This is a genomic window from Acidovorax sacchari, assembly GCF_042847045.1.
Taxonomy (GTDB): Bacteria; Pseudomonadota; Gammaproteobacteria; order Burkholderiales; family Burkholderiaceae_C; genus Paracidovorax; species Paracidovorax sacchari.
In genome coordinates, this window is record NZ_AP035783.1 from 4,297,519 (window position 1) to 4,312,279 (window position 14,761).

10 protein-coding genes are annotated in these 14,761 nt (G+C 72.0%); 4 read left to right on the forward strand and 6 right to left on the reverse strand.

What is annotated here, in order from left to right; translation table 11 throughout:
- Positions 1–242: 242 nt before the first annotated feature.
- From ACGHC0_RS19085 to ACGHC0_RS19105, 5 genes are all read right to left on the reverse strand, one after another.
- Positions 243–791 carry a hypothetical protein gene (locus tag ACGHC0_RS19085; RefSeq protein WP_368352460.1) on the reverse strand — a complete coding sequence of 183 codons (549 nt, stop codon included), beginning with the start codon at positions 789–791 and terminating at the stop codon, positions 243–245.
- Between the two features lie 70 nt (positions 792–861).
- The gene (locus tag ACGHC0_RS19090) at positions 862–1,107 is read right to left on the reverse strand and encodes a hypothetical protein (RefSeq protein WP_368352461.1); all 246 of its coding nucleotides are present in this window, start codon (positions 1,105–1,107) and stop codon (positions 862–864) included.
- A gap of 127 nt (positions 1,108–1,234) precedes the next feature.
- Positions 1,235–1,837: a 4'-phosphopantetheinyl transferase family protein gene (locus tag ACGHC0_RS19095; RefSeq protein ID WP_415266459.1), complete on the reverse strand. Its 603-nt coding sequence runs from the start codon at positions 1,835–1,837 to the stop codon at positions 1,235–1,237.
- Between the two features lie 204 nt (positions 1,838–2,041).
- Positions 2,042–3,400 carry a lysine N(6)-hydroxylase/L-ornithine N(5)-oxygenase family protein gene (locus ACGHC0_RS19100; protein WP_368352463.1) on the reverse strand — a complete coding sequence of 453 codons (1,359 nt, stop codon included), beginning with the start codon at positions 3,398–3,400 and terminating at the stop codon, positions 2,042–2,044.
- 66 nt (positions 3,401–3,466) lie between these two features.
- The gene (locus ACGHC0_RS19105; protein WP_415266460.1) at positions 3,467–5,161 is read right to left on the reverse strand and encodes a cyclic peptide export ABC transporter; all 1,695 of its coding nucleotides are present in this window, start codon (positions 5,159–5,161) and stop codon (positions 3,467–3,469) included.
- A 202-nt stretch (positions 5,162–5,363) separates the two neighbouring features.
- On the opposite strand from ACGHC0_RS19105, the gene fhuF reads away from it, so the two are divergent.
- The 4 genes from fhuF to ACGHC0_RS19125 all read left to right on the forward strand — a co-directional run bounded on the left by fhuF (position 5,364) and on the right by ACGHC0_RS19125 (position 10,562).
- Positions 5,364–6,179: a siderophore-iron reductase FhuF gene (gene fhuF, locus ACGHC0_RS19110; RefSeq protein ID WP_415266461.1), complete on the forward strand. Its 816-nt coding sequence runs from the start codon at positions 5,364–5,366 to the stop codon at positions 6,177–6,179.
- 85 nt (positions 6,180–6,264) lie between these two features.
- Positions 6,265–7,128 (forward strand): formyltransferase family protein, encoded by an 864-nt coding sequence (locus ACGHC0_RS19115; protein ID WP_415266462.1) that lies wholly within the window; start codon positions 6,265–6,267, stop codon positions 7,126–7,128.
- 20 nt (positions 7,129–7,148) lie between these two features.
- Positions 7,149–8,249, forward strand: coding sequence for a GNAT family N-acetyltransferase (locus tag ACGHC0_RS19120; protein WP_415266463.1), 1,101 nt, complete (start codon positions 7,149–7,151; stop codon positions 8,247–8,249).
- Between the two features lie 111 nt (positions 8,250–8,360).
- On the forward strand, positions 8,361–10,562 hold the full coding sequence (locus tag ACGHC0_RS19125; protein ID WP_368352468.1) for a TonB-dependent siderophore receptor: 2,202 nt from the start codon (positions 8,361–8,363) through the stop codon (positions 10,560–10,562).
- Between the two features lie 78 nt (positions 10,563–10,640).
- On the opposite strand, the gene ACGHC0_RS19130 is transcribed toward ACGHC0_RS19125, so the two are convergent.
- On the reverse strand, positions 10,641–14,735 hold the full coding sequence (locus ACGHC0_RS19130) for an amino acid adenylation domain-containing protein (protein ID WP_415266464.1): 4,095 nt from the start codon (positions 14,733–14,735) through the stop codon (positions 10,641–10,643).
- Between the last annotated feature and the right edge of the window lie 26 nt (positions 14,736–14,761).

Genomic DNA, 14,761 nt, shown 5'->3' on the forward strand with positions numbered 1-14,761 from the left:
AAGTGAAGGGCGGCATTCGCTGCAAAGGCGACGCCTGCAGGCCAATGTCCACGGTCGGAAGGAGCGATCTCAGCCGCTTGCTGGTGCGTTGGTAGCTAACGGAGCTCAACTAGGGAGCATGGCGCCCTTCTCTTTCGGTGAGACAGTTGCTGACCGAAACCTGTTTGCATCAGAGTTTTTGCTGTCTGCTTCAACGCAAATAGCTTAGCCCCGCAGGCCCAGCCCACAGCCACCCGCCCGCGCTACACGCCAGCACCGCCAACTTTCCTCCGCCAGCAATAGCCCATTACCCACCGTGATCGCCACGGCGCCCCCCCGAGCACGGGCCACGGGGGCAGTTCCGGTCGCATCCGCCAGCGCCAGTCCAGCACCGTGCCCCTGGCGCCCCCCTCCGGCACCGCCAGCCACGCCTCCAGCGCCGGCTGGCAGAGCAGCAGGACGCCCGCCAGGGGCAGGATCTCCATGAAGCTGTGGACCATCTGCTCCAGCGGGGTGATGGTGCGCGCGGGCGCGACCATGCGCAGTTCCAGCCAGGTGGCGGCCTCGTGCAGCAGCCACATGGCCAGCAGGAAGGCCACGAGCCCGGCGGTGGGCTCGAGCAGCAGGGCTGCCAGGACGGCGGCGCCCATCTGCAGGAACAGCGCCCAGTGGAAGGCCGATTCCGCGAGGCCGGTGGTGGTCGCTTCGATGCGGGTGCGCCGGTGGCACCACCAGTCCGCCGCGCCCGCGGCGATCCACAAGGCCATCAGGATGCCGAAGGGGAGCAGGGCCGCTGGCTGTTGTGGGTTCATTGGATCCGTGCGGCCGGGCCGGGCGGTCCCGGAGCCGATCTCGGTCCCAGTGCGGGTGCCGGCACCGGTGTCAACGCTTCGTCGCCTTCGGATCTTCCGCCGCCCCCTCGTCGGCGGAAACGGATTTGGTGCTGACGACGGATACCGGATCGCTCGCGGGGAAGGTCTCTTCCACGGCGCTGTCGAGCGTGTCTTCCTCGACGGCCTGCACCTGCAGTCCGCCGGCCGCGCTGTCGGTGCTGGCGCCAGGGGCGGGAGAGGGATGGGCGTCGGCCGTCGGGAAAGGCCAGGGGGTGCGGGGGGTCGTGGCGGGCATGGTCGCTCCTTGCTGCAAATTTGCCGATGCGCCTTCCCTCCCCCGGCATGGCGGGCAGGGCCGGCCCGGAGCGGGAGGCTCCTGCCAGGGGACGCGGCAAACGGTGTGCCCGCTCAGCGGGGCGTGCCTATCCCGCTTCGGCCCAGGCCAGGGCGGCGGCGTAGTCGGGTGGCGCGGCGAGCACGCAGGCCTGTACGGCCGAGTCCTGCAACGGGCCTTCCAGTACCACGCCCACCCCACCGGCCTCCCGCCGCTCCACGCAGACGTGCGGCAGGTGCTCGGCCACGCCGAGCCCCAGGCACTTGAGGACCGCTTCCTTCACGGTCCAGAGCGTAGGGAAATCCGGCCGTGCGGCGTGCGGCGCGGCCCGCTCGCGGGGGGACAGCACCAGGGATTCGAGCGCGGCCGGGTCCGCGAGGCCGTGCGCGCCGAAGGCATCGCAGCGCTCCACGTCCACGCCCACGGCCCAGGGGCCTTCCGCCAGGGCGATGAGCGCGTAGTCGCCGGAGTGCGAGACGTTGAAATCCAGTCTCTCCCGCCCATCCCGCTCCAACGGCCCCGCCAGCGCCGGCCGGCCGTGGGTGCCGGCCGCCAGGGGCACGTCCTGCGGGGGCAGGCCGAGGCGCTCGCCCAGCAGGCGGCGCAGCGCGGCGCGCGTGCAGGCGGAGCGCACGCGGTCGGCGGGCTGGCGCAGGCGCGCAGCGCGGTCGGCCTCGGCGGGGGAAAGCATGGCCCAGTCGTCCGCGGGGATGGGCGCATCCAGGTGGAGAGGGACACGCCAGGCGCGGAGGGCGGGGGGCACCTCCGGCGGCAGGGGCCACGGAACGGGCGGGGTCATCGACGATGGCGGCATGGCCCGGATTGTCCGCGTGGCGGGAGGGGCGCGGCGGCCCTGCCGCTGCAAGCACGGCAGCAGCGGGCCCGCATGCGGCGCTCAGGCCACATGCAGGTGGTGCGTCTCCCGCTCGACGTCGCCTGCGCTGCCGCGTGCCGGGGCGTCCGGGCCGCGCGTGCGCAGCGGCTCCCGGGCCGGGGGCAGCGCAGCGGCGAGCACCTGGCCGATTTCTCCGGTGCGCACGGCAGTGACGGACAGCAGCGTGTCGCTCAGGCCGTGGCTGGATTCGCAGGCGCCCTGCAGGAAGATGGCGGGCCGGAAGCCCGGGGCCGTCTGCACGCGGTAGTGACGATCGACAGTGAAGTCGCCCAGGTAGGGCGCCAGCGGCGCGAGCACGTCGCGGTGGGCGGCGCGTTCGTAGCCGGTGGCCAGCACGGCGGCGTCGTAGCGCACGGTGCTTTCCTCGCCCGATTCGCGGTCGTGGAAGGTGAAATAGACGCCGGACGCATCGGCGCGGGCGGCACGCACTTCGTGCTGGCGCAGCATGCGCAGGCGCCGGCCGCCGGTCACGCGCTGCTCGTAGAAGGTCTTGAAGACCTGCTGGATCAGCTCCAGGTCGGCCACGGCGTAATTGGTGTGGGCGTATTCGCGCAGCAGCGATTCGCGCTCCGGGGCGGAGCGGCCGAACATGTAGTCGGTGAAGTCGGCGTTGAAGATTTCGTTGACGAAGGGGCTGTCGTCGGAGGGGCGGATGGCGCGGGCGCGCATCACCCAGTCCACCTCGGGCGCGTGGGCGCGACCCTGCAGGTCCATGAAGATTTCCGCGGCGCTCTGCCCGGCCCCGATCAGGGCGATGCTGCGCGCCGCGCCCTGGCGGGCGATGTCGCGCAGGTAGGTGCTCGAGTGGAAGACGCGCGGGTCGCCCTGCAGGCCCCGGAATACCTCGGGAATGCGCGCGGTGCCGCCCACGCCGACGATGAGGTTGCGCGCCAGGCGCTCCTGCACGCGGCCGGCCGCATTGCGCGAACGCACGCGCAGCTGCTCGACGGTGCCGTCCGGGCCGGGCTCCGGCAGGACCTCGAACACCTCTTCGCCGTAGGCGCACTGGCCCTCGAACTGGCGCGCGGCCCAGCCCAGGTAGTCGTTGAATTCGTGGCGGCTGGGATAGAAGCTCTTGAGGTTGATGAAGTCCTGCAGCCGGCCCTGCTCGTGCAGGTAGTTGAGGAAGGTGAAGCGGCTTTGCGGATTGCGCAGCGTGGCGAGGTCCTTGAGGAAGGAAATCTGCATGTGCGCGTGGTCCAGCAGCATGTGCGGATGCCACGCGAAGGCCGGCTGGCGCTCGATGAAGAAGGCCTGGGGCGCGCGGCCGTGGGTGCCGCGGTGCTCTTCGAGCGCGATGGCCAGCCCCACGTTGGAGGGGCCGAAGCCGATACCGATCAGGTCATGGATGTGCTGCATGGGATGACAACTCCTTTGAAAAAGGGACGGGCCGGCCGGCTCGCGGCCGCACCGGGATTCGGACGGTCAGGCGGCCAGGGTTTCGCGGCCGGCGCGCACGCGGTTGTCGGCGATGCGGCCCGCGCTCATGTGGACGACGCGGTCGGCCAGGTGGAAGTAGCGGTCGTCGTGGGAGATCACGACCAGCAGGTGCCCCTTGGCGCGCAGCTCGGGCAGCAGCTCGGTGTAGAAGAGGTGGCGGAAGGCCGGGTCCTGGTCCGCGGCCCACTCGTCGAACACCATGACCGGGCGGCCTTCGAGGTAGGCATGCACCAGCGCGAGGCGCTTGCGCTGGCCGGTGGAGAGGTCCACGGTGCTGAAGGCGCCGTCCCGGATGCTCACCTTGTGGGCGATCTCCAGGCGCTCCAGGTAGGGGCGCGCGGCCTCGGGCAGGGCCGCCATGCCCGCCCCGCCCTCGCCTGCGCCGGCCAGGTCCTCGAAGAGGTAGAAGTCCGAGAGCACGGTGGTGAAGAGCTGGCGGTAGTCGTCGCGCGACTCGGCGGTGACGGCCACGCCGTCGATCAGCACCTCGCCCTCCTGCGGGGCATACAGGCCCAGCAGCAGCTTGATGAGGGTGGTCTTGCCCGAGCCGTTGTCGCCCACGATGAAGACCATTTCGCCGCGGCGCAGCTCCAGGTCCACGGGGCCGAGCGCGAAGGGCTCGCCGCCGTCGGCAGGCGCCTCGAAGGCGTAGCGCACGCCCTGCAGCGAGATGCCTTCGTGCAGCACGGGGGCGGGGGCCGGGCGGTCCTGGTGCAGGTGGGGTTCCGGCGTGGCGAAGCGCGCCGACAGGTCGGCGATGCGCAGGAAGGCCACCTTGGCGCGGCCCATGTGCGGCAGCGTGGCGGCGATCTGGTCGATGGGCCCCTTGAGGAAGAGCAGCACCAGCGCGAAGCCGCTGAGCACCGCCGGCTCGGTGGGCTGGAAGGCGGCCCAGCCGAGGATCATGGCGATGAGCAGGAAGAACAGCGCGGAGCCGAAGGCGGTGGCGGTGACGTAGGTGTTGATGGCGCGGCCGTTGACCTGGCGGATCTGGGCCACGATGCGCTCCACCTGGCCGTCCAGCATGCGGGCGCGGCGCTCGCGGTGCATGCGCAGTTCCTTGGCGCCTTCGCTGATGGCGCGGTAGGCCTTGTGCAGGCTGTCTTCGTGCTCGCGGGCCTTCCAGAAGCCTTTCTCGGCCCGCGTCTGGGCCACCACCTGCAGGCTGGCGCCGATGGCCAGCGCCAGCACCACCAGCCCGAAGAGCGGCAGGGACAACCAGGCCATGTACACGAGGCAGCCCAGCATCACGGCAGAGGCGATGAGCGCGGACGACAGCACGAAGGCCGCGTCGCTGATCATGTCCACGTCCTGCGACAGCACGGGCATCAGGCGGTGGGTGCGGTAGCGTTCCAGCGCGTCGATGGGGGCCGACAGGATCTTCTGGGCCAGGCCGACGCGCACCTGCGCCACCAGTTTCTGGCCGACGTAGTTGGTGGATACGTCGGCCACCAGGCGCCCGAAGAGCGCCGCGGCGCACAGGGCCACGAAGGTCCACAGCAGGCCGCCGGACATGCCGCCGTCGCGGTGCAGCACTTCGTTGACCGTGCGCAGCAGCAGCACGGTGGCGATGCCGGCGGCGAGGCCGCATACCGTGGAGAGTGCGATCCACGGAAGGAAGGGCCGGAGGAGCCGCGCCACCTCGGAAGCCGGGGCACGCGGAGCGGGGGCTGCAGTCATGCGCAAGATCTCTTTCCGCCCGTCGAGGGCTGGGTTGCAAGGCGGGACGCCTGCTCCAAAGACGCTGCGGGCGCGGGGATGTTCATGCGCAGGGGGTTTCACGCCGCTGCGCGGAGCGCGGATGAACAAGCGCCGCGCTGGATCGTCACCTTGGAATGCACTGCGCCTTCGCGCCCCTCTTACTCCCCGTCCGCCAAGCGCCATGATCGATTTGCTGCGGCCGCTTTTTCCCGGCGCGCTCGCGCCGCTCGCGCAGCGGCTGCATGCCGGACCTGCGCCCGGGGGCGCGTGGCCGGGGGCGCGGCTGCTCGAGCCGCTGCAGCTGGAAGACCTGTTGCGCCGGTACGCCGCCGCGGTGTGGGGGTTGCAGGGGCCTGCGGCGAAGGACCTGCGCGCGGCCGCCTCCGCCTGGGTGCTGGACACCCTCGGCGTGCTGGTGCCGCCGGTGGCCGCCGCCGCGAGCGTGCTGGGGCATGTGTTTCCCGTGGGCCTGGAGGGGCTGCAGCTGGACCTGGGCCCGGACGGGCGGGTGCGCGGCATCCACCTGGGCGGCATCGGCACCGCACTGCCGGGCGCCCCCGCCGCGCAGCGCTATGCGCCGCTGGTCTGGCAGCACTGGGCCCCCCTGTTCACGGCCCTGGAGCAGGTGGCGCGCGTGCCGCAGAAGGTGCTTTGGAGCAATGCGGCGCGGCACCTGGAAGCGGTGCTGGAGCAGGCGGTGCGGCTCGCGCCGCACCATCCCGCGATCGCTCAGGACGCCGCCGACCTGCTGCAGGCGCCCCTATGGCCCGATGCCGGCGGGCCGCGCGCCAATCCGCTGTGCCGCCCGCGCCGGGTGGTGGCGATGGCCACCGCGCAGGGCACCGAATCCGTGGCGCTGCACCGCGAGTGCTGCCTGTACTACCGCCTGCCGGGCGAAGGCTATTGCGGCCGCTGCCCGCTGGACCCGCGGCACCGCGCACCGCCTGCCGGGCGAAGGCCGGATGCCTGCGCCGGCGCGCCGGCCGCCCCGGGCTGAAGCGGCCTGCACGCACCCATCGCCGCGGCGCTGCGCGAACCCGCCCCATTTCCAGAACGTTCCGACCTCCAACCCCTGCCCTTCCATGCCACAGGCCAAGCTCGTTTACATACTGTCCCTGCGCAATGCGGCCGCCGACCAGGCCGGCCAGTTCATCGACTACCGCGGCGGGCGGCGCTACATGCCCTCCCCGCTCGAATACCTGGCGCACGCGCTCGACACCACGCCCCTCGGGGAAGCCTATTCCCTGGAGGGCATCGTCTTCGACGACGACCCGCAATCGCCGCGGGACCGTGCGGCGCTGAACGGCTACGGTTTCACATGCACGCCGGGGGAGCGCTGGATCTTTCCGCACGAACTCGCGACCCAGGACCGCAAGCTGCGCGACCTGCTGCGGCCGGTGCCGTCGGAGTACCGCCGCCTGCCGCTCGCTGACCCGGGCCGCGCGGCGGGCAAGCAGGCTTTCGAAGCCGCGCTGCAACGCACGCTCGAATCGCTGCAGGCCGACATCGTGGTGCTCGACGGCCTGCTGGTCATCCTGGATGCGCTGGTGCAGCCCGGCGCGCCGTTCCACCGCCGCATCGTGAACATCCATCCGGGCATCACCCGCCTGGAGTCGCCCTACCGGCGCCGCGGCGCGCACGCCACGCTGGACGCCCTGCACGGGGCCCGCGGCGAGCGCGTGACCGACTGGCAGCGCATGGCCACGGAGCCGGCCACGCCGATTCTGCGGACCGGCGCGTCGCTGCACTACGTCGATGACGGGATCGACTCGGGCGAGGTCATCTACGACGTGCTGGGCACGCCGATCGACCCGGCCGACACGATCCTGGAACTGCGCTGGAACAACTTCCACCGCAGCCTGTTCCCCGCGCTCCACCAGGGCCTGCAGCTGCTGGCCCCGCACCTGTCGGGTGTGCACCGACACGCTTCGCCATTCCACCCTTGAGGACGACCAGGAGACAGACCGTGAAATTCGCCACGCCCCATTCCCCGACTTCTTCCCCTTCCTCCGCTCCTGCGGACGCCCAGGCCGCCGCCGGCCTGCCCTTCCTGTCCTCTTTCCTGTCCTATGCAGGCGGACAGGCGCATGCGGTGCGCATCGACGGCGCCTCCCTGCAGGTGGCAGGCGGGCCGGCAGAGCCGGCATCGCACTGGACGCTGTCCGGGCACGGCGGCGACCTCGTGCTCCGGCCCGCCTCCGAGGGCGCGCGGCCGGCGCCGGCGGCGCACGGGCTCGCGGCGCTGGACGCCGCCTTTGCCGCGCATCCGGAATGCAGGGACCTGGCCATGCATCCCGCCGACCCGCAGGCCCTGGCCGCGCTGGCGGAGGCCGGCGTGGTGCTGCCGGCGGCGGACGGCAGCTGGCGCGCCTGCCGGGACACGCTGTGGCAGCAGCCCGGACTCTGGCGGCCCGGGGTGCCGCCGCCGATGGCCCAGCGCTTCGCGCTCACCGATGGCCGCTACCACCCCCGCCGCGCGCCCAAGCCGCAGGGGCTGCTCTACCAGCGCTACATCCCCTGGCTGGGGCGCACGTTCACCTTCCGCAGCCTGGACATCGACGAAGACCTGCCGCGCTTCAACCGCTGGATGAACGACCCGGACGTGGCAGTGATCTGGGAGGAGGAAGGCGACCTGCAGAAGCACCGCGCCTACCTGGAGGGAATAGCCCGCGATCCGCACATGCATTCGATGATCGCCAGCCTGGACGGCGAGCCGTTCGCGTATTTCGAGGCGTACTGGACCAAGGAGAGCCGCATCGCGCCGTTCTACGACGCGCACGACTACGACCGCGGCTGGCATGTGCTGGTCGGGGAGCCGGCGTTCCGGGGCAAGGCCTTCGCCACGGCCTGGCTCACCTCGATCTCGCACTACCTGTTCCTGTGCGATGCGCGCACGCAGCGCATCCTGGGCGAGCCGCGCATCGACCACCACCAGCAGATCCGCAACCTCGACAAGTCCGGCTACGCGAAAGTGAAGGAGTTCGACCTGCCGCACAAGCGCGCGCAACTGGTGATGCTGCTGCGCGAGCACTACTTCTACGACGGCCTGTGGATGCCGCGGACCTGAGCAGTCACGGAAAAAACGTAACTGCGCCCTGGTTAATAAGAAACATTCTCATTACAATTCGTATGCATTCCGCACTTTTGCACTTATTCCATTTCTGAAGGGGGTTTTCCGATGCGCCATGTTTCCGCCGCGAGGCCTGCGCGGCAGCGCCTGCTGCACGCTTCCATCACCGCGGCCTTCGGCACCGCGGCCGTGCTGTCCACCCCGCTGGCGGGGGCGCAGGAGGCCTCCGCCGGCTCCACCACGCTGCCCACGGTCACGGTGACCGGCGGCGCCGAGGAGAGCGCCACGGGCCGGGTGAACGGCTACACGGCACGCCGCAGCGCGACCGCCACCAAGACGGACACCCCCCTGATCGAGACGCCGCAGTCCATCTCGGTGATTCCGGCGGACCTGATGGAGGCGCAGGGCGCACGCACGGTGAAGGACGCGCTCAGCTACTCGCCGGGCGTGATCCCGACGCGCTTCGGCGCGGACTCGCGCTACGACTGGATCTCCCTGCGCGGCTTCGATGCCTACTCGCCGGGCTTCTACCTGGACGGCATGCCGCTGCGCAACAACGGCAACTGGGGCATCTGGCCCGTGGAGAGCTACGGCGCCGAGCGGATCGAGCTGCTGCGCGGCCCGGCGTCGGTGCTGTACGGCATGAGCGGCCCGGGCGGGCTGGTGAATGCCGTGAGCAAGCGCCCGACGGCCGAGCCGCTGCGCGAGGTGCAGGTGCAGATCGGCGACCACGGGCGCCGCCAGATCGCGGCCGATGTCTCCGGCCCGCTGGGCGAGGACGGCAAGCTGCTCTACCGCCTGACCGCGCTTACGCGCGATGCCGACCTGCCGGCGGGCGACATGAAGGATGACCGCACCTTCATCGCACCGGCCTTCACCTGGAAGCCCTCGTCCGATACCAGCCTGACCGTGCTGTCGCAGTTCGGCCGCACCCGTGCGGGGGTGTACTCGCGCACGCGGCCGGCCGTGGGCTCGCTGGTGCCGACGGCCATCGGCACCACCATCCCGAGCGACCTGTTCGCCGGGGAGCCGGGCTACAACCGCTTCGACATGGACACGTCGATGATCGGCTACCTGTTCGAGCACCGCATCAACGATGCCTTCACCGTGCGGCAGAACGCGCGCTACGGCCAGCTCGACGTGGACTACACCGCGGTGCAGGGCCGCAATTTCATTACCGTGAACCCGGCCAATCCGCGCGATCCGGCGAATTTCTCCACGCTGCGGCGCACGGTGTCGGGCAGCAACGAGCGCATCCACGCGCTGAACCTCGACAACCAGCTGGAAGCGCGCCTGCGCTCGGGCGACGTGCAGCACACCGTGCTGGCCGGGCTGGAATACCAGCGCACCCGCATCGACCAGGTCAGCTACAGCGGTGGCTCCGCGAGTCCGCTCAACATCTACAACCCCGTGTATGGCGGTGCGGTGCAGCTGCCCGCGCCGTGGTACGACGGCGTCGCCACGCTCGCGCAGACCGGCCTCTATCTGCAGGACCAGATCAAGTGGCGCGACCGCTGGGTGCTCACCCTGGGCGCCCGCTACGACCGCGCCACCAGCGATGCGGACAGCCGGCTGGACGGCAGCCAGACCAGGGTGTCGGAACACAAGGCGACGAAGCGCGCCGGCCTGACCTACCTGGCCGAGAGCGGCTGGGCGCCGTACGTGAGCTATACCGAATCGTTCGTGCCGACGGCCATGCGCAACCCGGCCACGGGCCAGCCGTTCAAGCCCGAGACCGGCCGCCAGTACGAGGCCGGTGTGCGCTACCAGCCCGAGGGCGGCAAGCAGCGCTACAGCGCCGCCATCTTCGACCTGCGCCGCAAGAACTACCTGACCGCGGACGACAACTTCGTGCCGCGCCAGACCGGCGAGATCCAGGTGCGCGGCCTGGAGCTGGAAGCCTCGGCGGAGCTGATGCCGCGCCTGAACCTGGTGGGCTCCTACACCTATACGCCCACGGCGAAGATCACGGCCAGCAGCACGGCCCGGGAGATCGGCAAGCCGCTCACGGCGGTGTCGCGCAACGCCGCGGCGCTGTGGGTGGACTACCGGTTCGCGAACCGCATCAAGGTGGGCCTGGGCGCGCGCTACACCGGCTCCAACCACGGCGACCTGGACGCCGCGCCGGCGAAGGTGCCGTCCTTCACCGTGTTCGACGCGATGATCGGCTACGACATCGATCGCTGGACCTTCGCGCTGAACGTGCGCAACCTGGGCGACAAGACCTATATCGGCAACTGCGACCAGTACGGCAACTGCTACTACGGCGATCCGCGCCGGGTGGTGGCCACGGCCACGTACCGCTGGTAAGGCCCGCGGCCTGCGGGAACGCGAAGGGGAGCGGCAGTGCGCCGCTCCCCTTTTTTCGTCGAGGCGCCCGCTTTCCGCTCAGGCGCGCGGGGAGCCGTCGGCCGCGCGCAGCGCCTCGCGCAGGGCCCCGATGAAGGCGGGCTGGCGGATGATGTCCAGGTGGCCCGCGCCTTCCACGACCTGCACGCCGCGCACGTCCGCGATCGCGGACCAGTCGCGCAGCGCCCCGCCCTCTTCCACCGAGCGGCCCGCCTGGAAGAGGTGGACCGGCAGCCCGTCGCTGGCGGGCGTGTGCCGGCAGGCCTGCACGCGCTTGTCGAGCGTGGTCCAGAGCAGGTATTCGTGGCTGTCCTCGCCTTCTCCGTCCAGCGGCAGGGACTGCCAGGCATCGACCAACTGCTGCAGCACGCCGTCGCGTTCGTCGGCATGCATGCGCTCCAGCAGCTCGCGCCACCGGTCGGCCATGGTGGAGGCGGCCAGCCAGGCATCCAGCCGGGCCTGCGCCTGCGCGCGCTCCGCCGCGGACAGCGGCCGGCCGGCGCGCAGGGGCTCCGTGCGGTGCACGTCCACCAGCGCGGTGAAGGCGACCTCCACGCGGCCCTGCAGGCGCCGTGCGGTCTCGACGGCCAGGTCGCCGCCGGAGGACCAGCCCAGCAGCGCGCACCGCCCGCCCGCGGCGGTCGCCGCGATGAAGTCCGCGTACTCGGCCGCGAGGGCCTCCACCGCGAATCCGCGCCAGCGCTGCCGCGTGTACACGTGGCTCACGAAGGCGTGCACGGTGCGCTCGCCGCGCAGCGCCTCGGCCAGCGGCAGGAACTCGCGCGTGTTCACCACCATGCCGGGCAGGCAGTAGAGCGGCACGCCGCTGCCTTCGTCCTGCAGGCAGACCGCGTCGTGCGCGCCCTCGAAGCGCTCGCGCAGCCGCTGCGCCAGGTGCGCGAGCGTGGGGGACTGCATGACATCGGCCAGGCTGGCCTGCGCGCCGCCCGGCACCTGCCTGCGCAGGCGGGCGACCAGCTTGAGGCACAGGATGGAATCGCCGCCGAGGGCGTGGAAGTTGTCGTCGCGGCCGACACGATCGACGCGCAGCACCTCGCTCCACACCTTCGCGATCGCTTCTTCCAGGGCGCCGCGCGGGGGCTCTCCGCGGGCAGCTTCCCCGGGCGCGGCGGCGGGCAGCGGCAGGGCACGGCGGTCGAGCTTGCCGTTGGGCGTGAGCGGCAGCGCGGCGATGGGCAGGATGTGGTCCGGCACCATCCAGGCCGGCAGCGCGGCCTGCAACTGCGCCTGTAATTGCGCTGGCAGCGCGCCGGGATCGGTTGGCGCACCGGCATCGGCGGGCACCACGTAGGCATGCAGCGCCATCGCGCCATCGGTTTCGCGGGCCCGCGCGACCACCACCGCATCGGCCACGCCGGTGCACTCGCGCAGGCGCTGGGCGACCTCCGCGGGCTCCACCCGCCACCCTCGGATCTTGACCTGGTCGTCCGCGCGACCGAGGAATTCCAGCGCCCCGTCTCCGCGCAGCCGCACGCGGTCGCCCGTGCGGTAGAGGCGCGCGCCGGCCTCGAAGGGCGAGGCGACGAACCGTTCCGCCGTGGTGCCGGGCCGGCCGGCATAGCCGCGCGCGAGCCCGCGCCCGGCCAGGTACAGCTCGCCGGGCATGCCGGGCTGCACGGGCTCCAGGCGGTCGTCCAGCAGGTGGGCCCGGATGCCCGGCAGGGGCCGGCCCAGCGGCAGCGCGGTGAACCCGCGCGGGCTCTCGTCGGGAGGCGCGGCGGGATGGGTGAGCACGCCCACCGTGGTCTCGGTGGGGCCGTAGTGGTTGAGGATACGCAGGCCCGGGCGCAGCGCGCGCACGGTGCGCAGCAGTTCGTCGTCGGCCGTCTCGCCGCCCAGCACCAGGGTATGGCGCGGCAGCGCCGCGGCGGGGTTGCGCGCATTCAGCAGGCCGCGCAGGTGGCTGGGAACGATCTTCAGCACGTCGGCGCCGCAGCGCTCCATGCCGGCCGCGAACGCATCCGGATCGAACGCCTCGGCCGAGGAAGGCAGGTACAGGCAGCCGCCCGAGCACAGCGCGCCGAACAACGCGGTGTGCCCCAGGTCCGCGCCCACGGTGGAGACCATCGCGAAGCAGCGGCCCGGGCCCACATCCAGGCGCTGGAGCACGCCCTGGGCGTAGTTCGCCAGCGCACCGTGGGGCACGACCACGCCCTTGGGCCGCCCGGTGGAGCCGGAGGTGTAGATCATGTAGGCACCCTGCGACGGGTGCAGCGGGCGGATCGAGGGCGACGCCGCGGTGGCCACTGCATCGGACGCACCGAACTCCACGCGCCACTGCGGCACGCCTTCCGGGGGTTGCTGGAGATCGCCGATCAGCAGGGCGGCGCCGCAATCGTGCAGCAATTCGTCGCGCCGGGTGCGCGGCAGCGCCGGGTCCAGCGGCACGCAGACGGCCCCTGCCCGCATCGCCGCGAGCCAGGCCAGCACGAATTCGGGGCCGCGCTCCAGGCACACGGCCACGCGGTCTTCCGCGCGAATGCCGTGGGCCTGCAGGCGCTGCGCCCACGCGGCGCTCGTGCGGTCGAGTTCCGCGTAGGTGATCTTGCGCACTCCCGCGGCGATGGCCGGGGCCGCGGGATCGCGCCGCGCGGCGGCGGCGAAGGCGTCCGGCACGTTCGCGCAGGGCCACGCCGTCTCCTCGCCGCGCAGCTCCGGCACGGGCGGCAGCGCAGCTTTCCCGATGGCCGGGATGCCACCGCCGGCCGCCTGCCGCGCCAGCGCGCGCAGCCCGTCGGCCAGGCGCACGACGGTGTCGTGGTCGAACAGGTCGGCCGCGTAGGCGATGCCGAACGAGAGGCTGTCGCCATCGTCCATCACATCCACGCTCAGGTCGAAATGCACCTCGTCCACCGAGATGCTTCCGGCCGCCGCGGCCGGCTGCCGCGCCCCGCGCGGGGCGGCCTGCTGCTGGGTGGATTTGACCTGGAACAGCGGATGCAGGCCGGGTACGCGCGGCACCGAGAGCGCATCCACGAGCATGTCCAGCGGCACTTCCTGGTGCGCCTTGGCCTCGACGAAGCGGTCGCGCACGTGCTCCAGCCACTGCGCGAAGGACCAGGCCCGGTCGGCCTGCAGCCGCAGCACCAGCACGTTGGTGAAATGGCCCACCACGCCGGCCAGCTCGGGCCGGTCCCGCGTGGTGGTGGGCACGCCGATGCACAGGTCGTCCTGGCCGCCCAGGCGGTGCAGCAGCAGCCCGAGCAGGGACAGGCATACCAGGTAAGGAGAGGCTGCGTGCGCGCGGCCCAGCGCGCGCAGCGAGGCGGACACGGCCTCGTCCAGCCCGGCAGCCACCACGCCGCCCTGGGTGCCGCGCCGTGCGGTGCGCGGCCGGTCCAGCGGCAGCGCGGTCGCCAGCGGCGCGTCGCGCAGGCGTTCGCGCCAGTGGCCGATCTGGCGCTGCAGCTCCCCGGCTTCCATCCAGTGGCGCTGCCAGGCGGCGTAATCCGCATAGCCCAGCGATGCCGCACCTTGCGCCGCCGGGCCCGGCGCCGCTTCGCCCGGTGCGGCGAGCAACGCGCGCAATTCGGACAGCAGCAGGCCGATGGACTGTCCGTCGGCCGCGATGTGGTGCACGCAGAGCACCAGCTCGGGAGCACCTTCGGGGAAGACGTGCAGGCAGGCGCGGAAGACGGGACCGCGCTCCAGGTCGAAGGGTTCCATGGCGAAGGCCTGCGCCTGCGCGGCCAGGGCCTCCTGCGCCTGGGCACGGGGCATGCTCCATTCGCGCACCGACCAGCCGAAGCGCTGCTGCGGGTCCTCCCGCTGCACCGGCTGGTCCTGCGCGTCGCAGCCGAAGCAGGTGTGCAGCGCGGCGTGGCGCGCCACCAGCGTGGCCAGGGCGCGGTGCACCGCGGCGGCATCCGGCGATCCGGGCAGCACCATGCGGCCGGCCAGGTTGTAGGCGGGCGAGGCGGGATCGCGCTGCCAGGCGAGCCACAGGGGCCGCTGGGCATAGGCCATGGGAGCTTCGCCGGCGGCGGCCCTGGGCACCACGGGCAACGCCTCGAAGCCGATGCCGCTGGCACGCAGCCGCTCCAGGAACACCTGGCGCTTGTCAGGGGTGAGGGCCGCGAAGCGGCGCGAGAGCTCGTGCATTTCGGTGGTCATGCGATGGTCGTCCTTCCCGTTCGTGA